Source organism: Amycolatopsis sp. Poz14 (assembly GCF_006704225.1).
GTDB lineage: Bacteria > Actinomycetota > Actinomycetes > Mycobacteriales > Pseudonocardiaceae > Amycolatopsis > Amycolatopsis nivea.
Window position 1 is genome coordinate 4,572,277 of record NZ_JACLHD010000001.1, and the last position, 19,430, is coordinate 4,591,706.

At 70.6% G+C, this 19,430-nt stretch carries 22 protein-coding genes and 1 tRNA gene; 18 read left to right on the forward strand and 5 right to left on the reverse strand.

From position 1 onward, the window contains the following. From FKO37_RS21820 to FKO37_RS21845, 6 genes are read left to right on the forward strand one after another with little or no spacing between them, the layout of a single operon-like run. On the forward strand, positions 1 to 882 hold the full coding sequence (locus FKO37_RS21820; protein WP_043839932.1) for a polysaccharide deacetylase: 882 nt from the start codon (positions 1 to 3) through the stop codon (positions 880 to 882). Positions 883 to 907: 25 nt separating this feature from the next. Continuing rightward, the gene (locus FKO37_RS21825; protein WP_051728785.1) at positions 908 to 2,269 is read left to right on the forward strand and encodes an MFS transporter; all 1,362 of its coding nucleotides are present in this window, start codon (positions 908 to 910) and stop codon (positions 2,267 to 2,269) included. Beyond that, complete coding sequence (locus tag FKO37_RS21830; RefSeq protein WP_238605616.1) at positions 2,266 to 3,024, forward strand: SDR family NAD(P)-dependent oxidoreductase; 759 nt, start codon at positions 2,266 to 2,268, stop codon at positions 3,022 to 3,024. The genes FKO37_RS21825 and FKO37_RS21830 overlap by 4 nt, the downstream gene beginning before the upstream one ends. Before the next feature lie 42 nt (positions 3,025 to 3,066). Next, on the forward strand, positions 3,067 to 3,810 hold the full coding sequence (locus FKO37_RS21835) for an SDR family NAD(P)-dependent oxidoreductase (RefSeq protein ID WP_037810795.1): 744 nt from the start codon (positions 3,067 to 3,069) through the stop codon (positions 3,808 to 3,810). A 44-nt stretch (positions 3,811 to 3,854) separates the two neighbouring features. Then, positions 3,855 to 4,184 carry a hypothetical protein gene (locus FKO37_RS21840; protein ID WP_158714444.1) on the forward strand — a complete coding sequence of 110 codons (330 nt, stop codon included), beginning with the start codon at positions 3,855 to 3,857 and terminating at the stop codon, positions 4,182 to 4,184. Positions 4,185 to 4,226: 42 nt separating this feature from the next. Further along, on the forward strand, positions 4,227 to 5,168 hold the full coding sequence (locus FKO37_RS21845; RefSeq protein WP_037810798.1) for a zinc-binding dehydrogenase: 942 nt from the start codon (positions 4,227 to 4,229) through the stop codon (positions 5,166 to 5,168). 65 nt (positions 5,169 to 5,233) lie between these two features. On the opposite strand, the gene FKO37_RS47215 is transcribed toward FKO37_RS21845, so the two are convergent. After that, on the reverse strand, positions 5,234 to 5,368 hold the full coding sequence (locus FKO37_RS47215; RefSeq protein WP_255807025.1) for a hypothetical protein: 135 nt from the start codon (positions 5,366 to 5,368) through the stop codon (positions 5,234 to 5,236). Between the two features lie 167 nt (positions 5,369 to 5,535). Further along, the gene (locus FKO37_RS21850; protein ID WP_037810799.1) at positions 5,536 to 5,994 is read right to left on the reverse strand and encodes an Lrp/AsnC family transcriptional regulator; all 459 of its coding nucleotides are present in this window, start codon (positions 5,992 to 5,994) and stop codon (positions 5,536 to 5,538) included. Between the two features lie 63 nt (positions 5,995 to 6,057). On the opposite strand from FKO37_RS21850, the gene FKO37_RS21855 reads away from it, so the two are divergent. The 8 genes from FKO37_RS21855 to FKO37_RS21890 all read left to right on the forward strand — a co-directional run bounded on the left by FKO37_RS21855 (position 6,058) and on the right by FKO37_RS21890 (position 13,755). Continuing rightward, positions 6,058 to 6,774: an AzlC family ABC transporter permease gene (locus FKO37_RS21855; protein ID WP_078870362.1), complete on the forward strand. Its 717-nt coding sequence runs from the start codon at positions 6,058 to 6,060 to the stop codon at positions 6,772 to 6,774. Further along, positions 6,767 to 7,096 (forward strand): branched-chain amino acid transporter permease, encoded by a 330-nt coding sequence (locus FKO37_RS21860; RefSeq protein ID WP_037810800.1) that lies wholly within the window; start codon positions 6,767 to 6,769, stop codon positions 7,094 to 7,096. Before FKO37_RS21855 ends, FKO37_RS21860 begins: the two co-directional genes overlap by 8 nt. Before the next feature lie 79 nt (positions 7,097 to 7,175). Continuing rightward, positions 7,176 to 8,378, forward strand: a complete 1,203-nt coding sequence (locus FKO37_RS21865; RefSeq protein WP_037810801.1) for an amidohydrolase family protein — start codon at positions 7,176 to 7,178, stop codon at positions 8,376 to 8,378. Positions 8,379 to 8,412: 34 nt separating this feature from the next. Next, positions 8,413 to 11,169, forward strand: coding sequence for an AAA family ATPase (locus FKO37_RS21870; protein ID WP_238605617.1), 2,757 nt, complete (start codon positions 8,413 to 8,415; stop codon positions 11,167 to 11,169). Positions 11,170 to 11,286: 117 nt separating this feature from the next. Beyond that, on the forward strand, positions 11,287 to 11,538 hold the full coding sequence (locus FKO37_RS21875; RefSeq protein ID WP_037810803.1) for a hypothetical protein: 252 nt from the start codon (positions 11,287 to 11,289) through the stop codon (positions 11,536 to 11,538). Between the two features lie 119 nt (positions 11,539 to 11,657). Beyond that, positions 11,658 to 12,878, forward strand: a complete 1,221-nt coding sequence (locus tag FKO37_RS21880; RefSeq protein ID WP_238605618.1) for a cytochrome P450 — start codon at positions 11,658 to 11,660, stop codon at positions 12,876 to 12,878. Positions 12,879 to 12,883: 5 nt separating this feature from the next. Next, positions 12,884 to 13,564 (forward strand): TetR/AcrR family transcriptional regulator, encoded by a 681-nt coding sequence (locus tag FKO37_RS21885; protein WP_238605619.1) that lies wholly within the window; start codon positions 12,884 to 12,886, stop codon positions 13,562 to 13,564. Further along, positions 13,561 to 13,755, forward strand: coding sequence for a ferredoxin (locus FKO37_RS21890; RefSeq protein WP_238605620.1), 195 nt, complete (start codon positions 13,561 to 13,563; stop codon positions 13,753 to 13,755). The genes FKO37_RS21885 and FKO37_RS21890 overlap by 4 nt, the downstream gene beginning before the upstream one ends. A gap of 75 nt (positions 13,756 to 13,830) precedes the next feature. Here the strand turns inward: FKO37_RS21890 and FKO37_RS21895 are convergent, their stop codons facing one another. Beyond that, on the reverse strand, positions 13,831 to 14,631 hold the full coding sequence (locus FKO37_RS21895; RefSeq protein ID WP_238605621.1) for a lipopolysaccharide assembly protein LapB: 801 nt from the start codon (positions 14,629 to 14,631) through the stop codon (positions 13,831 to 13,833). 608 nt (positions 14,632 to 15,239) lie between these two features. Then, positions 15,240 to 16,853 (reverse strand): TetR family transcriptional regulator, encoded by a 1,614-nt coding sequence (locus FKO37_RS21900; RefSeq protein WP_238605622.1) that lies wholly within the window; start codon positions 16,851 to 16,853, stop codon positions 15,240 to 15,242. A 9-nt stretch (positions 16,854 to 16,862) separates the two neighbouring features. Between FKO37_RS21900 and FKO37_RS21905 the strand changes: the two genes are divergently transcribed. The 3 genes from FKO37_RS21905 to FKO37_RS21915 all read left to right on the forward strand — a co-directional run bounded on the left by FKO37_RS21905 (position 16,863) and on the right by FKO37_RS21915 (position 17,876). Beyond that, the gene (locus FKO37_RS21905) at positions 16,863 to 17,057 is read left to right on the forward strand and encodes a hypothetical protein (protein WP_158714446.1); all 195 of its coding nucleotides are present in this window, start codon (positions 16,863 to 16,865) and stop codon (positions 17,055 to 17,057) included. Between the two features lie 64 nt (positions 17,058 to 17,121). Further along, positions 17,122 to 17,454: an AraC family transcriptional regulator ligand-binding domain-containing protein gene (locus tag FKO37_RS21910; protein ID WP_238605623.1), complete on the forward strand. Its 333-nt coding sequence runs from the start codon at positions 17,122 to 17,124 to the stop codon at positions 17,452 to 17,454. 17 nt (positions 17,455 to 17,471) lie between these two features. Further along, entirely contained in the window at positions 17,472 to 17,876 is a 405-nt protein-coding gene (locus FKO37_RS21915) for a hypothetical protein (protein WP_051728789.1), read from the forward strand. Positions 17,877 to 18,208: 332 nt separating this feature from the next. Here the strand turns inward: FKO37_RS21915 and FKO37_RS21920 are convergent. After that, a tRNA-Leu gene (locus FKO37_RS21920) sits at positions 18,209 to 18,282 on the reverse strand. Positions 18,283 to 18,511: 229 nt separating this feature from the next. Here FKO37_RS21920 and FKO37_RS21925 point away from each other — a divergent pair. Beyond that, a complete protein-coding gene (locus tag FKO37_RS21925) occupies positions 18,512 to 19,126 on the forward strand; it encodes an ANTAR domain-containing response regulator (protein WP_238605624.1) in 615 nt (204 codons plus the stop codon). Positions 19,127 to 19,430: the final 304 nt, after the last annotated feature.

Below are 19,430 nucleotides of genomic sequence, written 5' to 3' on the forward strand. Positions count from 1 at the left end.
ATGGCCAAGGAAATTTTCGTCGCCTTCGGCATCGACGTGGACGCCGTCGGCGGCTGGCTCGGGTCGTACGGCGGCGAGGACTCGCCGGGCGACATCTCGCGCGGCATCTTCGCCGGCGAGGTCGGCGTGCCGCGGCTGAACCAGCTGCTCGCTCGCTACGGCCTCCCGGCGACCTGGTTCTGGCCCGGCCACTCGATCGAAACCTTCCCCGAGCAGTTCGAGCAGGTGGTCGCGGCGGGCCACGAGATCGGCCTGCACGGCTACAGCCACGAGAACCCGATCGCGATGACCCGCGCGCAGGAATCGGAGATCCTCGACTACTGCCTGGAGCTGATCCAGGCGCGCACCGGCACGCGGCCGACCGGGTACGTCGCGCCGTGGTGGGAATTCTCGCCGGTCACCAACGAACTGCTGGTGGAGCGGAAGATCCGCTACGACCACTCGCTGATGCACCGCGACTTCACGCCGTACTACGTCCGGGTCGGCGACTCCTGGAGCAAGATCGATTACGACAAGCCGGCCTCGACCTGGATGAAGCCGCTGGTCCGCGGCGCCGAGACCGACCTGGTCGAGATCCCGGCCAGCTGGTACCTCGACGACCTGCCGCCGATGATGTTCGTCAAGTCCAGCCCGAACAGCCACGGCTTCGTCAACCCGCGCCACCTCGAAGAGATCTGGCGCGACCAGTTCGACTGGGTCTACCGCGAACTCGACTACGCCGTCTTCACCTTCACCGTGCACCCGGACGTGTCCGGCCGCCCGCAGGTGCTGCTGATGCTGGAGCGGCTGATCGAGCACATCAACGGGCACGAGGGCGTCCGCTGGGCGACCTTCGACCAGATCGCCCAGGACTTCCAGGCGCGTTTCCCGCGCACCGCCTGACCCGGCTCACGACAGGAGCGTCCAGATGACCACCCCAGCACCCGGGAGCGGGCTGCCCGCCGTCTCGGTCAAGGAGACCAGACGGGCGACCAAGATCGCCTTTTTCGCCTGGGCCGTCGCGGTCTACGACTTCATCATGTTCGGCACGCTGCTGCCCCGGATCTCCGACAGTTTCCACTGGGACGCGAGTTTCGCGCTGCTGGTGTCCACTTTGGTCAGCGTCGGGACCTTCGTCGTGGTGCTGGCGGTCGGCCCGCTGGTCGACCGGCTCGGCAGGCGCAAGGGCATGATCATCTCGGTCGGCGGCACCGCGTTGTCCTCGGCCGCGACGGCCGCGACCGCGGGTGCCGCGAGCCTGGTCGGCGTCCGCGGGATCAGCGGCCTCGGGCTCGCCGAGCAGTCGGTGAACGCGACCTACCTCAACGAGCTCTACGCGCTGACCGAGGACCGGAAGATCAAGCGCCACCAGGGTTTCGTCTATTCGATCGTGCAGACCGGCTGGCCGCTGGGCGCGCTGCTGGCGGCCGCGTTCGTCGGCCTGATCACCGCGGTCTTCGGCCCCGGCAGCTGGCGGATCGCGTTCCTGCTGGCGACGATCCCGGCGTTCGTGGTGGCGCTGTTGTGCCTGCGGCTGAAGGAAAGCCCGCAGTTCGTCGCCCAGCAGACGCTGCGGCGGCTGCGCAAGGAGGGCCGCGGCGACGAGGCGTCGGCCTTCGCCGCGCGGGTCGGGCTCGAGGAGCAGCACGCGGCTCCGTTCAAGCGGATCTTCTCCGGCAAGCACCTGCGGAACACGATCATGCTGTCGCTGGCCTGGCTGGTGAACTGGTTCGGCATCCAGACCTTCTCGGTGCTCGGCACGACGGTGCTGGAATCCGGCAAGCACATCTCGGCGGGCAACGCGCTGGTGCTGGTCGTGGTGTCGAACCTGGTCGGCGCGCTCGGCTACCTCACGCACGGCTGGCTGGGCGACCGGTTCGGCCGCAAGAAGGTGATCGTGACCGGCTGGCTGCTGGCGGGCGTTTTCTTCGCCGCGATGCTGGTCGGCCCGGAGAACCCGGCCTACGTGCTGGTCACGTACATGCTGGGGCTGTTCTTCCTGCTCGGCCCGTACGCCGCGATCATGTTCTTCCAGGCCGAGTGCTACGACACCGACTGCCGCGCGACCGGAAGCACGTTCATCGGCGCGATGAGCCAGCCCGGCGCGATCGTCGGCGGCCTGATCCTGACCGGACTGGTCGCGGACGCGATGTCGTTCTCCACGGCCGCCCTGCTGGTCGGCGCGCTCGGGACGTTCGCGTCCGGCCTGATCATGCTGGGCACCAAGACAGTGACCCCCGACGCCGGGGCCGCGGTGCGCCCGGCCGGAACGAAAGCGGAAGCGGCATGACAGCGGTTTCGGTCATCAGCGGCGCGGCGTCCGGCATCGGCCGGGCCGCCGCGATCCGCCTGGCAGCGCGCGGCGACCGGGTCGTGATCGGAAGTTTCCCCGGTGACCCGCACGATCCGGAGGAAACGCTGGCCGGGGTCGAGCAGGCGGGCGGCACCGGGCTGATCGTCGAACTCGACGTCAGCCAGACCGAGTCCGTGCGAGCCTTCGTGACCGCGGCCCTGGACGCCTTCGGCCGGGTCGACCACGTGATCGCCAACGCGGGAATCCTGCGCCGCGCCGCCTTCGACGCGATGACGGACGACCAGTGGGACGAAGTCCTGCAAGTCGACCTGCACGGCGTGATGCGGCTGGCCCGGGCGGCGGCGCCGCACCTGCGCGAGGACGGTTCGATCGTGGCCATTTCGTCGATCGCCGGCGGGGTGTACGGCTGGGCGGAGCACGCGCACTACGCCACCGCGAAGGCAGGCGTGCTCGGGTTGATCCGCAGCCTCGCGGTCGAGTTCGGCCCGCGCGGAATCCGGGCGAACGCGATCGTCCCGGGCCTGATCGAGACGCCGCAGTCGCTGGACGCGGCCAATTCCCTTGGCCCTGAAGGACTTCGCCGGGCCGGTGCCACGATCCCGTGGGGCCGGGTCGGGAGGCCGGAGGAGATCGCCAGCGTGATCGAGTTCCTCAGCTCGGAGGCGGCTTCGTACGTCAGCGGCCAGGCGATCACGGTCGACGGCGCGCTCACCGTCGCGATGCGGGATTGAGCCCGTGATCGCTAGCGCACCACCGAAACCGGAAGGATTCCCATGATCGACCCCAGTCCGCTCGCCGGCCGGACCGCGCTGGTCACCGGCGCGGCGAGCGGCATCGGCCGCGCGATCGCCGAGCACTTCGTCGCCGCCGGAGCGACCGTCGTGCTGGCCGACGTCCAGCCGCGGGTCACCGAACGCGCGGCGGAACTCGGCGCGACCGGTGCCGTGGTCATGGACGCGTCCGACGAACAAGCGGTCGCGGACGGCGTCGCCGAGGCGACCCGTCTGCTCGGCCGGATCGACGTCCTGGTGACCTCGCACGGGTTGCTGACCGAGGCTCCCGCCGACACGATGCCGCTAGAGACCTGGCAGCAGACTATCGACATCGACCTGACCAGTGTCTTCCTGCTCAACCGCGCAGTGCTGGGCCCGATGCTCGAACGCGGCGACGGACGGATCATCAACGTCGCGTCGCAACTGGGCATCAAGGGTGGCGTCGGTCTTGCGCACTACGCCGCCGCGAAGGCCGGGGTGATCGCGATGACCAAGTCGATCGCCCTGGAAGCGGCGAGCCGAGGCGTGCTGGTCAACGCCATCGCTCCCGGCCCGGTAGAAACGCCGCTGCTGGCCGGAATCAGCGACGACTGGCGCTCGGCGAAAGCCGCGGAACTGCCGCTCGGCCGCTTCGGCACCGTCGAGGAAATCGCGCCGACCGCCGTCCTGCTCGCCTCCAACCCCGGCGGCAACCTGTATGTCGGCCAGGTGCTCGGCCCGAACAGCGGCGACGTGATGCCCTGATGTGCGGCAGTTGCGGGACTGTCAGAACGGACTGGCTCACCGGCGTGCTGTCGGGAAGCTACGCCCGCACTGTCGTCGCGGCTCGGTTGTCGACGCTGCGCCCCGGCGTCCGCGTCACCGCCGGACCGGCCGGCTGGTCCCTCCGATCAGCCGGCCGCCCGGCCCGCTTCCACCCGACCCTGCCGGCCCTGCTGACCGCACTGGGCCCGATACCCGATCCGGCGACGCTGGCCGCGAGCTGGCCCGAACACCGGCCAGTCCCGCTGACCGACCAGCCGGGGCAGGAGTCGACGCGGGTGATCAACGAGTGGCTGGGACAGGCGCTGGCTCGCTCAGTCGTGTCGGGAAGCCGGAGCGCTAACGTCGTGGCGTGATTTCCCGCAGCGGCGGGAGCTATTCGGGCGAGGGGAACACGCATGCGCGCGGTGAAAATCAGGAACGGCGAGTTCGAACTCGGCGAGGCGCCCGATCCGGCCGCGGGCGGCGACCAGGTCGTGGTCCGGATCCGCGCGGCCGGTTTGAACGCGGCGGACCTGCAGCAGGCCCGAGGCACCTACCCCGCCCCGCCGGGCTGGCCGGACGACATTCCCGGACTCGAAATCGCCGGGGTGGTCGAAAAATCGGCCACGGCCGTTTGGTCCGCCGGAGACCGCGTCATGGCCGTAGTGGGCGGCGGTGCCCACGCCGAACGCATCGCGGTCCCGACGAGCCTGCTGCTGCCGATCCCGGACTCGGTCGACGACGTCCACGCGGCCGGTTTCCCCGAAGCGTTCAGCACCGCCTGGGACGGCCTGGTCGACCAGGCCGACGTCCGCCCCGGCGACCGAGTCCTGATCACCGGCGCGGCCGGCGGCGTCGGCACCGCGATGCTCCAGGTCGCCGCACTCGCCGGGGCTGATGTCGTCGCGAGCGTGCGCCGCCCGGAGACGCACGCCGCCGTCCAGGCTTTGGTTCCCGACGCGACGGTCGTGACGCCGGAGCAAGAAGAGGAACACGGCCCGTACGACATCGTCGTGGAACTGGTCGGTGGCAAGGATTGCCTGCGCCGCGTGCGGTGGCTCAAGCCGTACGGCCGGATCCTGGTGATCGGAGTCGGTGCGGGGGAGGAGGCGTCCCTGCGCCTGTTCGACCTGATGCGCGCCCGCGGCCGAGTGCTCGGGTCGACGATCCGCGCCCGCAGCACGGTCGAGAAGGCGGTGCTCGCGACCCGGGTGCGGCAAGGACTCCTGGGCGCACTCGCGGCGGGGCGGCTTACGGTGCCGGTGGACAGTGTTTATCCGCTGGCGCAGGCGCGTGACGCTTATGTCCGGCTGGGTTCGTCGGGCAAGCTGGGCAAAGTTGTTTTGCGGATGGACTGACGCGGAACTCCTGGAAGAACCGAGCGCCGGGTCGGGCATCGACGCCCGGCCCGGCGCCGGGGAGTTCAGCGGGTCTTTCTCGGCGCAGCGCGACTCCCGAGCCGGGGAGTCGCCGGTATCGGCCTTGTCTGCTGCGCCACCCACGAGATCGCGACCCGGAGCAGTGCCAGCGCGATCTGCCAGGCCAGGTTTTCGTCCATGGTGCCCACCTCGAATCACTCACCTGTCTCAGAGGGAGGGATTTCCGGCGCCTGACACGGCAAACGGGGCCCTGCCGCGGGCCCCGCTCCGAGTGGGCATCCGGTTCGTGCCGTCGCGCCTCACCGGTTCAACGCCGGACGGCACCGCGGCGATCGTGCCACCGGACTCAGGCGTCGCCCTTGATCTTCTTCATCGTCAGGTGCGACGTGACCCGCAGGACGCCCGGCAGGCCGGAAAGCTTCCGGGTCTGGAACTCCTCGTACGCGGCGTGGTCGGCGACCGCGACGCGGATGAAGTAGTCGGGGCGGCCGAAGAGGCGGCGGAACTCGATGACCTCCTCGTAGGAGGCGATGGTGTCCTCGAGCGCCTCGATCGTCGCCCGGTCGGTCGCGTAGACCTCGAGGTCGATGAGCGTTTCCAGCCCGCGGCCGACGGTGGCCGGGTCGATCACCGCGCGGTAGCCGGCGATCACTCCGGCGTCCTCGAGGCGCTTGACCCGGCGCAGGCACGGGGGAGGGGTGAGCCCGACGCGTTTGGCGAGTTCGACGTTGGTCAGCCTGCCGTCCTGACGCAGGTGAAACAAAATATCCCGATCCAGTGCATCCAGCCTAACTACATTGCTCACCGGCCCATTCTAGCGCCATGATCGGACACCAAATTAGCCCCGGACTGACGTAGTGTTCCAAGCGTGGAAACCGTCTCCGACCTGGCTGTTCGTGATCGCTCGCCCGCGCTGGCCGCGCTGAAGGACTGCGGGTCCGTCGGGATCGGCCTGGTCCCGCTCGGCCTCGCGTTCGGCGCGTTCCTCACGCATTCGGGCCTCGCCTGGTGGTGGGCGACCGTCTTCACCACGTTCATCTACGCGGGCTCGTTCGAGTTCCTGCTCATCGGCCTGGCCGCGACGGCGGCTCCGCTGGCGTCGATCGGGCTCTCGGCGTTCCTGGTCAACGTCCGGCACGTCTTCTACGCGCTGTCCTTCCCGCTGCACCGGGTACGCGGCCGCGGAGCGCGCGCGTACAGCACGTTCGCCCTCACCGACGAGGCCTACGCACTGTCCACAATGGACGCCGCCCGCGAATGGAACGGCGCGCGAATCCTGTGGCTGCAACTGTTCCTGCACCTGTTCTGGGTCGGCGGAGCCACCGCCGGCGGCTTGCTCGGCGCGCTGATCCCGAACGGTGTCGTCGGCCTGGACTTCGCCATGACCGCCTTGTTCGTCGTCCTCGCGCTGGACGCCGTCCGCGACCGCAAGGGCGACCTGCCGACCCCTGTCCTCGCTGCACTGAGCGCGGTCGTCGCGCGCGTGGTCTTCCCCGGGCAGATGCTGCTGGCGGCGTTCGTGTTGTTCGTCGGAGGCCTGATCGTCCGCGGCCTCGTCGCCGAACGGAGCGTGAGCAATGCCTGACCCCGCCTACCTCCTCGCCGCGGTCGCGGTATCCGCCGCGGTCACGTGGGGCCTGCGCGCGCTCCCGTTCGCCGTCCTGGCCCCGCTGCGCGCCAGCCGCACCGTGCAGTACCTGAGCACCCGCATGCCGGCGGGCGTCATGGTGATCCTGCTGGTCTACTGCCTGCGCGACGTGTCATGGACTTCCCCGAGCGCCCTCGCCCCGACCATCGCGCTGGCGGTGACGATCGGGCTGCATCTCTGGCGGCGCAACGCGGTACTGAGCATCGTCGGCGGTACTGCGGTGCATGTTTTGCTGGCTAGCCTGCTTTTCCAGGCGTGAGCTCGAAAGCTCAATTGCGTACCGGGTTTCCGTACAACTGCGGACGTGCCCGCGCGGCCGACCCGCGACTGTCGTCCGCATGACCCGATTGATTGTCACCGAGCGGCGCGAGCTCACCGCGATACGCGCCGCGTGGCTTTTCGACGGCACCGGATCCCGGTTGCTCGCCGACCCGCTCGTGGTGCTGGACGGGCCGGTGATCCGCTCCGTCGAGTCCGGTGCGGCGCCGCCCGCGGGCGTGCCCGTCGTCGATCTCGGCGGGGCGACGTTGCTGCCCGGGCTGATCGACACCCATGTCCACTTGGCGTTCGATGCCAGCACTGACGCCGTGGGCGCGCTCGCGGCCCGCACCGACGACGAGGCGCTGGCCGCGATGGCGGAGGCGGGCCGGGCCTCGCTGCGGGCGGGCGTGACGACCGTTCGCGACCTGGGCGACCGCAACTACCTGTCCCTGCGGCTGCGCGGCCGGCCGGACTTACCGACGATTGTCGCGGCCGGACCGCCGATCACCACGCCAGCCGGGCACTGCCACTTCCTCGGCGGGGTCGCCGAGCCGACCGAGTTCGGCGTCCGCAAGGCCGTGCGCGAGCACGTCGAGCACGGGGTGGACGTCGTCAAGATCATGGCCAGCGGCGGCACGATGACCCCCGGCACGCGCCAGGAGTGCGCCCAGTTCGACGTCGAGGTGCTGGGCGCTGCGGTCGACGAGGCGCACCGCCACGGCCTGCCGGTCACCGCGCACGCGCACGGCACCCCGGCGATCGCCGACGCGCTGGCCGCCGGGGTCGATGGCATGGAGCACGTGACGTTCTGGTCCGCGGCCGGCGTCGACGTGCGCGAGGACCTGATGGCCGGCATCGCCGCGCGGCGCGTCGTCGTCGGGGCGACGGTCGGCATGGAGCCGGTGCCCGGCATCGCGCCGCCGCCGGAGATCGCGACCCGGCTGCCCGCCCTGACGCGCAACCTGCGGCGGCTGCACGAGCTGGGCGCGCCGTTCGTCGCCGGCACCGACGCGGGCATCGCGCCGGTCAAGCCGCACGGTGTCCTCGCGACCGCGCCGGTGATGCTGCGCGGCATCGGCCTCAGCCCGGCCGAAACGCTGCGCGTGATGACGTCCGTGGCGGCCGGGGTGTGCGGGCTCGGGCATCGCAAGGGCCGCGTCGCGCCGGGATTCGACGCGGACCTCCTTGCCGTCGACGGCGACCCGCTGGCCGATCCGGCGGCGCTGCGGCGGGTCGTCGCCGTGTACGCCCGGGGCGGGAAAGTGCTTTCCCACGCCTAGGCGGACAAGCAGGGCGAACCTTATGGTTCTGGGCATGACAGGCGAGTTCGTCGGGAGGGCCCGCGAGGCCGAACTGCTCGCCGCCCGGTTCGACGAGGCGCGGTCCGGGCGCGGTCAGCTCGTCCTGATCACCGGCGAGCCCGGGATCGGCAAGACCCGCCTGGCCCAGGAGACCGCCGCGCGGGCCGCGGCGCTGGGCGTCCCGGTCGCCTGGGGCCGGGCCAGCGACGACGAAGGCAGCCCGCCGTACTGGATCTTCCGGCAGCTCGTGCGCGATTTGGGCGGCACACTGCCCGCCGCGCTCGCCGAAGGCGACCCGTCGGCCGACTCGGCGACTGCTCGCTTCGAGGCGTTCGAGGCTGTCGCCGGCCAGTTGCGCGACGCCGCCGAGCCGGACGGGCTGCTTGTGGTGCTCGACGACCTGCAGTGGGCCGACGCGGCGTCGCTGGCATTGCTGGTGCACGCCGCGCGCGGGATGTCGCGGTCGAGGCTGCTGCTCGTGGCCACCTACCGCGACACCGAGACCGGCGGCCGCGAGGCGTTGATCTCGGCGCTGGCGGCGCTGGCCCACGAAGCCGGACAGTCCCGCGTCCGCCTGGTCGGCCTCCCGCCTGCGGATGTCCAGCGCCAGCTCGAACTCGCGACCGGCGAGGCAGTGCGCCCGGACGTGGCCGCCGTCGTCAGCCGCCGCACCGGAGGCAATCCGTTCTTCGTCAACGAACTGGCCCCGCTGCTCGAAAGCGACACGCTGCCCGACGGCGTGCTCGACACCGTCCGCGCGCGGCTGGCCCGGCTCACCGGCTGCTGCCGAGAGCTGATCGCCATCGCCGCCGCGCTGGGCAGCGAGCCGGCGGCGCCGGAACTGGCCGCGGTGACCGACCATCCGGTCGAGGCCGTGCTCGGCGCGCTCGACGAGGCAGGTGCCGCGGGTCTGCTCGTCCGCGGCGACGGCTGGCGTTTTCGCCACGACCTCATCCGGGAAGCCGCGCGAGCCGACCTGCCGACGGCGACCAGCGCCGGCGCGCACGCTCGGATGGCGACTTGGCTGGCCGCTCGTCCCGACGCCGCCGAACGGGCCGCGGAAATCGCGCACCACTGGCTGGCGTCGTTGCCGGTGGGGGAGCCGGGCGAGGCCGTCGCGTGGGCGGAGCGCGCGGGCGACCTGGCGCTGGACCTCCTCGCCTGGGAGCAGGCCGCCGATCTTTACCAGCAGGCGCTGGACGCCGGCGCGCCGCTGTCGCCCGGCGACCGGGGACGGTTGTTGCTGCGGCAGGCCACCGCGTTGACCCGCAACGGCGACATCCAGCCCGCCGGAGCGCTCCTCGCGCGGGCGGCCGACGCCGCGCGCGAAGCGAGCGACCCGTACGCGCTCGGGTCGGTTTCCCTTGCCATGGAAGGGCTTTCCGATCCGTGGGGCGGCTTCCGCGGCGACCGGCTGGCCGCCGAGGCACTGGCCCAGCTGCCCGACGAGGACAGCCCGATGCGCGCCCGGCTTCTCGCGTTGCTGGCGGGCGAGGCCGGATTCGTCGGCGGCGTCGACCCGGAGCGCGTGTCCGGCGAGGCGCTCGCGATGGCGGAACGGCTCGGCGACACCCAGGTGCTCCGCTCGGCGCTGCGGTCCCGGCAGATGGCGCGCTCGGGCCCGGACGGCGTGCACGAACGGCTCGAGCTGGCCGAGCGGATGCACGCGCTCGGCCAGTCCGAACAGGACGACGAGACCACGCTGTGGGGCTGGCTCTGGCGGTTCGACGGGTACATGATGCTCGGCCGGGTCGACGACGCGGAGGCGGCGCTGGGGCCGATGCGGCTGCTGGCCGACCGGTTGCGGAGGCCGCTCGCCCAATGGCAGTACCTGCGCGCGGTGGCCGCCGTCGAGGTCGCCCGGGGCCGGTTCGACGACGCCGTCGCGACGGTCCGGCGGTGCGTGCGGCTGATCGAAGGCCGCACGCACGACTCGGTGCGCGGCGTTTCGCTGTTCGTGCTGCTCATGATCGACGGTCTCGTCGGCCGCGGCGACCTGCTCACCGCCGAGGAGTTCGAGCTGTTCGACCGCTACACGCCCGCGTTCGCCTCGCCGGTCTACGCGCTTTATCTGGCGCAGCTGGGCGATTTCGAGCGTGCCCGGCGCATCGTGCGCCGCTCCGCCGGCCCCGACGCTTTTCCGCAGCCCGCACTGCTCCCGTCGCTCGCGACGAGGGCCGAACTGGCGGCGATGTTCGGCGAGCCGGAGGTCGCGGCAGACCTGGCCGCCCGCCTGCGGCCCGCCGCCGACCTGTTCGTCACCGGAGGCGCCGGGACCGTGACGAACGTCGGCTCCGTACGGACTTACTTGGGGATCGCGGAGGCGACCTGCGGGCGACTGGACGAGGCCGTCCGCGAGATCCGGCTCGGGATCACCGCCAACGACACGGCCGGCATAGCGCCGCACGCCGCCCTCGCCCGGTTCGAGCTGGCCCAGGTGCTGGCGCGCCGCCGTCGTCCGGGCGATGCCGAGGAAGCCGCCGCGCTGTGCGCTACCGCGACGTCGTCGGCCGCGCGGCTCGGGATGGCACCGCTGCGACGCCGTGCCGACGAACTGGCGGCGACCCTCCGCGGCGACGCACCCGCCGGCCTGACGCCGCGCGAAGCCGAGGTCGCGGCGCAGGTCGCGCAAGGGCTGACGAACAAGCAGATCGCCGCGCTGATGCACATTTCCGAGCGCACGGCGGAAAGCCACGTCCAGCACATCCTGGGCAAACTGGGCCTGGCCAACCGCACCCAGATCGCCGCCTGGTCCGCCCAGCGCTCCTGACCCGGTTTTCCGTACCGGCTTTCCGTATCAGCACGGATTCGCACGGCGCGCGCCGCTGACACCTTGGTCGCAGGCCGCCGCGGACCGCGACGCCGACATCGACGAAGGGGAGCCACCATGACCACGCCCGCCGGACGGAACGCCCAGCAGAACTACCAGCGGCAGGTGCAGCAGAACAGCAGCACCTTCGCCCGCAACGCCGCCTACCACGCCCAGCTCAACCGCCGGCGCGGTTCGGGCGGACTGGCCCGCGGGCTGCTGGGATTCCTGTTCTCGCTGGTGTTCATCGCGATCGCCGTCGGGGTACTGCTGGTGGTCCTGGCGACCGCGCAGCCCGAGTGGTTCGAGCACGTCAAGAACTGGTTCTGAGCAGGGGGTCGCGACCTGCCGCAGCCTCCGCCCTGCAATGCAATTAAGTCAGCTGATTGACTTAACAACTCGGGTTCGCCATGATCGTGCCGGTTGCCGGTTGCGAGCAGGAGGTTGCGATGCCCGAAAGCGACGTGGAGCAGTTGCCGCGGTTTCCCTTCGAGCAGCCGGGGGCGTTGGAGCCTCCGGCTGAGTGGGCGGAGCTGCGCGCGGGATGCCCGGTCGCGCGGGTCGCGTTGGCGAGCGGGGACGAGGCGGCGCTGATCACCCGGTACGCCGATGTGAAAACCGTGCTCTCGGACCGGCGGTTCACCCGTCCGACCCCGGCCGACGACGCGGCGCGGGTCGCGGACACCGAAAGCGGCGGGGTGTTCAACAGCGAGATGGCGACGGTGATCCCGCAGCACGGTCCGGCGCATCTGAACTGGCGGCGGATGATCGGCAAGTGGTTCACGGCGAAGCGGATGAACGCGTTGCGGCCGGGGATCGCGGCGATGGCGGAGCAGTTGGTCGGCGAGATGGTCGCGAAGGGCGGTCCGGCGGATCTGAAGGCGGGGCTGGCGTTTCCGCTGCCGGTGTGGGTCATCTGCGACATGCTCGGCGTCCCGGACGCCGACCGCGACCGGTTCGCGCACTGGTCGGACGTCATGCTCAGCATGACCCGCTACACCCAGGAAGAATTCGACGCCGCGCAAGCGGACTTCGGCCGGTACATGGGCGCGCACATCGCGGCGAAACGCGCGGAGCCGGGGGAGGATCTGCTCAGCGCGCTGATCACCGACACCGACGCGGACGGGCAGCATTGGTCGGACGCGCTGCTCACCGCGACCGGCATCGGGTTGCTGATCGCGGGACACGAGACGACGGCGAACATGATCGCGAAGATGGTCGCGATGCTGCTGTCCGACCGCACGCGGTGGGAGGAACTGCTCGCCGACCCGTCGCTGGTGCGCACCGCCGTCGAGGAAACGCTGCGGCTGGACGCGAACGCAGGTGTGGGCATGTCGCGGTATCTCACCGAGGATTTCGAGGTCGCCGGAACCGTGCTTCCCAGCGGCACCACCGCGATGTGCAGCATGGCCGCGGCCAACCGCGACGAGTCCGCCTTCGCCGATGCCGCCGTCATGGACCTGCACCGCAGCCCGAACGCGCACCTGGCGTTCGGCGCCGGCGCGCACGCGTGTCTGGGACAGCCGCTGGCGCGCACCGAACTCCAGGTGGCTCTCGAAGTGCTGCTGCGAATGCTGCCGTCGCTCGAACTTGACGTCCCGGCAGCAGAACTGCGCCGGATCGAGGGCCTGGCTGTGGGCGGGTTGCGGGAACTGCCCGTGCGATGGTGACAGTCATGAGGAACAACGCCGCCGACCGGGACGCGCCGGTGCGGGCGCACGCGACCCGGGAGCTGATCCTGACCGCTGCCGAGCGACTGTTCGCCGAGCACGGGATTCTCGCCGTGTCCAACCGCCAGGTCAGCGAAGCAGCCGGACAGGGCAACAACACCGCAGTCGGCTACCACTTCGGCACCAAGGCTGATCTGGTCCGCGCGATCGCGCGCAAACACTCCGCCGCGATCGAGGAACGGCGGCAGCGTCGGCTGGCCGAGATCGGCGACAGCGCCGACCTGCGGGACTGGCTGGACTGCCTGGTGCGTCCACTGGCCGAGCACCTGGCCGCACTGGGCAGCCCGACCTGGTACGCCCGGTTCGCCGAACAGGCCATGGCAGATCCGACGCTGCGCCCGATCGTCGTGGAGGAGTCCCTGTCCTCCCCGTCGCTGTCGCGCATCGTCGAGGGCCTGCAACAACGACTGCCCGACCTCCCGCCCGCAGCGGCCGCCGAACGCAGCGACATGACCCGGACTCTCTTGGTCCACCTGACCGCCGAACGCGAACGCGCCCTCGCCGAGAAGACCGCCACCCCGCGATCCGACTGGAACGACGCCGCCACCGGCCTGATCGACGCGCTGATCGGCCTGTGGCAGGCACCGGTCACCGCGTCGCCGAACGAAAGGAAGAAACGCCGATGAAGGTCACCGTGGACGAAGCGAAGTGCTGCGGCGCGGGCACCTGCGTGCTGCTCGCGCCGGAAGTGTTCGACCAGCGCGAGGACGACGGCATCGTGCTCCTGCTCGACCAACACCCCGGCGAAGAACTGCACGCGACCGTCCGCGAAGCCGCCACAGTCTGCCCCGGAGCCGCGATCTCCGTGGACGCGTAACCACTGTCCATAGTGGACACTGAGTTCGCGCTGCGCGGGATCTCTGCCGCGCCGCCTGATCGAGACGGACGTGTCTCATTCGCCGAGGAGGTCTGAGAACTTCTCCAGAAGTGCGCGCGCAGCCTTGGCGACTCGGGGATTGCCGGTTGCAGCGGCCCGGCGCAGCCATACGACCGCCTCAGTGCGTTCGCCGCGCTTCAGCTGATCGGCGGCCAGCCAGAGCATGCTGTCCGGCGCCGCGAAATCGCCGTGCTCGACCACCTGGAGATGCCAGCGCGTGGCTTCCCCCTGATCGCCACGTTCGTCGGCGATGAGGCCGAGTTCGTGCATCGCTCGGCTCACCGCGGACGGGGCCGCGGAGTCCGCGGCCTGCCGCAGCCAGTGCTCGGCCGTGTCAAGGTCGTGGTTCTTGTGGGCCAGCGACCCCAGCCAGAACAACGCTTCGGGGACCGTCCCCGGCTGGCCGGACTCGATGGCCCGTCGAAGCCACTCCGCAGCTTCCTCGTCTTCGCCGAGACCCTCCAGAACAAGACCGAGCCGCAGCGCGGCGCCGGGCCCCGCCTCGGGTTCTCCGCTCTCGGCAGCTAACCGGAACCAGTGCGCAGCCTCGTCCTGGCGACCTTGCCGCTCACGGATCCCGCCGAGCCGCAGCATCGCCATCGGGGCATGGACCGAATCCTCGGTGGCCAGCGCCCGCCGGTACCACTGTTCGGCATCGGCCAACTCGCCCCTGCCCTCACAGCGGTAACCGAGGACGGTCATGGCATGGGCCGCGTCACGGGGATCCGGACCGTCGACGGCTTCCCGCAACTCCCCCTCGTTCAGGTCGGCCCAGGGCCGCGGTCCGCGCTTACGTTTCGGCCCCCAGCGTTTCATCTTGGAAGGCTATTCCCGGCTTTCCGGACATACAAGGCTGACCGAACGCCAGGCACCTCCGACATGGCGCTACCGGAAGCCTCAGACTCGTCTCGACCCGTCAACGGCCACAATGGACAGTGCGGAACCGCCCACGAATCCTGACTCCTCGCCAGCTGGGCCGCCGTCACCTTGGATGGCAACCGCTTGTCGAGGTGCCTGTTCAGCCGCCGATGGTGAGCGTGATCGGTGCGTGTGCCCGGTCGGCTGGCAAAAATTGGTCTCCGCGGTGGGAGATGGGGAGTACGTAGGAGGGGAGTCCGTCGGGGACGTCGTTGTGGCGCTGCTGGTCGCGGTTCGACGATTGTCGGTGTGCGGGGCTTTTCCTGCGACCAAGCGGTCTGCGCGGCAGTTGCTGGTCGGGGCGAGTGTCGTCCCGTTGGTATTGAACGTGGCCGAGCCGTTGTCCCGCTCGGCGCGCGGAGCCGCGCGATGGCTCGGATGCCGGGTCGTCACCAACTGAACAGGTGCTCGCCGGGATCGCGGCTCAGCACCGGTGGGGTCCCCATTGCCGGCCGCGCGGTGCCTCGCGACGATGATTTTCTGGGTGGGCATCCAGTGTCCGACGTTCAGAGCGGAGCCTCGAGCAATCGGTCGGCCAAAATCTCCAGCGCCGCGGGCAGGGCGGGATTGTCGTGCAGGCGGGGCATCCGAGCGGCGTCGTTGGCGATGCTGAGCACGGCGTGCACCCGGATGCGCGCGACAGCCGGGTCGAGGCCGGGGTCGACGAGCCGGCTCAGGTGCACCCATTCGGTGAGGTAGTCGTGCTGGACCTGGCGGGCCTGGTGGCGTTCCGCGGGCGGCAGGTTGCCGGTTTCGGTGATCAGCAGGTCGATCAGGTGCGGGTGGGCGCAGACGAACCTGAGGTAGGAGCGGACGAGGCGGCGCAGGGCGTCCGGTGCGCCGGCAGCGGCGAGGTAGGCGGCCGAGAGTTCGGTTTGCAGCGTGGCCGCTCCGCGGGCGATCAGGGTCGTGAGCATGTCCAGTTTGCTGGGGAAGTGGTTGTAGACGCTGGGTCCCGTGATGCCGACGGCGGAGCCGATGTCTTCGATGCCGACTCCGGTGTAGCCGTGTTCGGCGAACATGCGTGCGGCTTGGGCGAGGAGGGCTTCGCGCCGGGAGGCCGGCATCAGCGTCCCGGTCGTGCCGGGCGAGGGCGTGGCGGTGGTGAAGGACGTGGGCAGGTCTGTGTCCAGCACGACGTCGACGAGGCCGGTCGCGCCGAGCGGGTGTCCCTTGGACAGCAGGCCGCCGGACGGGTTGGTCACCACGCGGCCGCCGTAGGTGTTGTCGCCGTCGGCGACGAACTTTTCCGCGGTGCCTTCTGGAGTCAGCCCGAGCGCTTCGTAGGTCAGCAGTTCGTTGGTGGTGAAGCAGTCGTGCAGCTCCACCACCGGAATGTCCTCCGGGCCCGCGCCCGCGGCCTCGTACACCTGCCGCGCGGCTTCCTTCGACATGTCGTAGCCGACGAGCTTGCGCATGTCTGCTTCGTCGAAAGTAGACGGCGTGTCGGTGGTCATCGCCTGCGCCGCGATCGAGACGTCGGTGCGCAGCCCGTGCTTGCGCGCGAACTCCTCGGTCGTGATCACCGCGGCCGCCGCGCCGCAGGTCGGCGGGCAGCACTGCAAACGCGTCAGCGGGCCGAAAATGTGCGGCGAGTTCAGGACGTCCTCGGTCGTCACCGGGTCGCGGAACACCGCGTACGGGTTGTTCGCCGCGTGCCGGCGGGCCTTCACCGCGATCGCGGCGAACGTCTCGGGGCCGGTACCGTACTGCTGCGCGTAGGCCGCGCCGGCGCCGCCGAAGTACTGAGCGGCGAACGGAGCGTCGGAGATGCCTTGCACCGCGTGCGCGACCTTGTCGAACCGCTCGAACGGGCTGGGCCGGTCCGGCCACTGTATGGTCAGCGCGCCGCGCTGCATTTGCTCGAAACCCAGTGCCAGCACGCATTCGGCGGCACCGGACTCGACGGCCTGCCGAGCCAGGTACAGCGCCGTGGACCCGGTCGAGCAGTTGTTGTTCACGTTCACGATCGGGATCCCGGACTGCCCGAGCCCGTACAGCGCCGCCTGGCCGCACGTCGAGTCGCCGTAAACGTAGCCGACGTAGGCCTGCCGCACCTGCCGGTAGTCGACCCCGGCGTCGGCGTGAACGACTGCTACGCGGCGGCCTTCGCGTCCCATCCGGCGCCGATGGGCGGCTGGAAGGCATCCGGACTGGGACGGCGGCACGGTGAGCAAGGACTGTTGCGCTACACCGAATCGCAGACCGTCGCCACGCAGCGCGGCATCACGATGGACGACCGCTTCGGGCTGCCGCGCCACTGGCACGGCCGACTGCTCGCGGGCGGGAAGGCCCAGCTGGGAAAGCTCGCGGGCCTGCGTTGAGGCTATTGCCGCACCACCGCGACAAGAGGCGCGGCGCGCACTCGCATTCGTTACTTTCGGACGCATGGAAGCGGGCGCGTGGTGGGACTTCCGCCGGAGTGCGATCGCCGTGCGGGCCATGACCGAGGCGGCCGCCGAACACGGCGTGGACCATCGCGACGTGTCGGCGGGAAGCGGGGCCGCGGCGAGCGATCCCGCCGATCCCGCCGTCGAGATCGATGCGCATCAGGAGCTTGCCGTCGTCCGCCATGTCCTCGGCGCGCTCGGCGACCGGCCCAGCATCGCCGCGGACGTCGGCAGCCGTTTCACGCTGGGCGACTACCGGCAGCTGCGCTTCGCGCTCCTGTCCAGCCCGACGCTGCGAGCCGCGCTCGACGGTGAGCCTGCCTCGCGCTGAGCTACGCGTTCAGCCGGATGTCGCTCGAAGAGTCCGACGAGCACGCGGGAATCATCCTCGCCGACGGGGAAATCCCGCCGGACGTCCGCCGGTTCCTGCTCGAGCACGACCTCGGCGCGGTCGTCCCGACCCTGTTCGGGCCATTGCTGGCCCGCGATCTCGGCGATGTCCCGGTTGAACTCTCGTTCGGCGCGGCTGCGGATCCGATGCCGACGGCCTCGGTCCCGACGGTGACCTCCGGACCTCAGCGATCGGCAGTTGTGTTCCCGCGCGCCCTGCTCGACGAACGCCTTCCCCAGACAGACGAACACACCGCGTGGATGTGCGAGAGACAGTGCGCCGACCTTCGTCTCCGCCGGACCCTCCACCGCGGACTCGCCGGGCAAATCCCCTGCACGATCCCGGCGGCATCCCGTCGATGACACAGGGGAGCAGCCGAACTCCACGTCGATCCACGGACCCTGCGTCGGCGGCTGAGCACCGAACGAACCTCAATCCGCGCCCGGGCCGACGAGGTACGAGCGACGACGGCGGAAGCGGTGCTGGCGAGGCCGTCTCACAACGGAGGAAGTCGCCCAGCGCCTGGGCTACAGCGAGACGGCGAGTTTTGTGACGGGGTATTCCTCTGAGCCTCGATCGTCCGAACCCAAGGGGGATTCGAACTCACACCGATTGACCTGCGGAAATGCGCTTCGCGCGGATGCCGCTCCCGGAGCCGCAGGCCGCTGACCTGTGAAAACGGAAGATTTCCGGGTGCCCCCGGTGAGATTCGAACTCACACTGGACGGGTTTTGAATCCGTTGCCTCTGCCAGTTGGGCTACGGGGGCGCAGTGCCGGAAACTTTACGGGACCCGTCCTCCCCTCCGGCGACCGGGTCCGGTGATCGGGTCCGGTGATCGACGGGGCTCGACGGTGATCGACTTGGGGCCGGGGCTGGGTGTCGCCCGCCACTTCGTGGTGAACGCCATCGTGGGATCTGGATCGGTCCCGGTACGCTGGGCTCTCGCGGGTGACCGCGTGTCGAAGACGTCCCGCCGAGCCTTCAGGAGGACACCGGTGACCGAACAGGCTGCCGAGTCGAACGGCGCCGCCGCCGGCGTGCCGCAGCGACGGGTGCTCGTCGCGGAAGACGAGGCGCTCATCCGGCTCGACCTGGTGGAGATGCTGCGCGAAGAGGGCTACGAGGTGGTCGGCGAGGCCGGCGACGGCGAGGAGGCCATCGCGCTGACCACCGATCTCAAGCCGGACCTCGTGATCCTCGACGTCAAGATGCCGAAGCTCGACGGCATCGAGGCGGCCGCGCGGATCACCGGCGACCGGATCGCGCCGGTCGTCATTCTCACCGCGTTCAGCCAGCGCGACCTCGTCGAACGGGCCCGCGACGCGGGCACCATGGCGTACCTGGTGAAACCGTTCGCCAAACGCGACCTCGTGCCCGCCATCGAGCTGGCCGTCAGCCGGTTCTCCGAGCTGCAGGCCCTCGAGGCCGAGGTCGCCGGGCTCACCGACCGGCTCGAGACCCGCAAGGTCATCGACCGGGCGAAGGGCCTGCTGATGAGCCGCCAGGGGCTCACCGAACCCGACGCGTTCCGCTGGATCCAGCGCACCGCGATGGACCGGCGCACCACGATGAAGGCCGTCGCCGAGGCGGTCGTGGAAAGCATCGGCTGAGCAACCGGCAAGCACCCGGGGAAGCGGGCGTGACCAGGGGGTCGCGCCCGCTTTTTCGTGGCCCGGCACTCCGGAAACGCCGGAAACCGTTCCGGAGAGTCACCGCCCGGCCTCGGAGCGCGCTCCCGCCCAGCGGGACTGCCTTCCGGTTCGCCGCATCCGTCGCGGCCCGCCGTGTCGCGCCGAAACCTGGGCGCCGACCAGCGAAAACCCTTCTGCGGCACCGGTTCGCGACCCACCCGTGCGGGTTGATCTGCCCTGCGCGAAAGGGCAAGGTTGCTACCTTGGAGGCCGGGGGATCGTG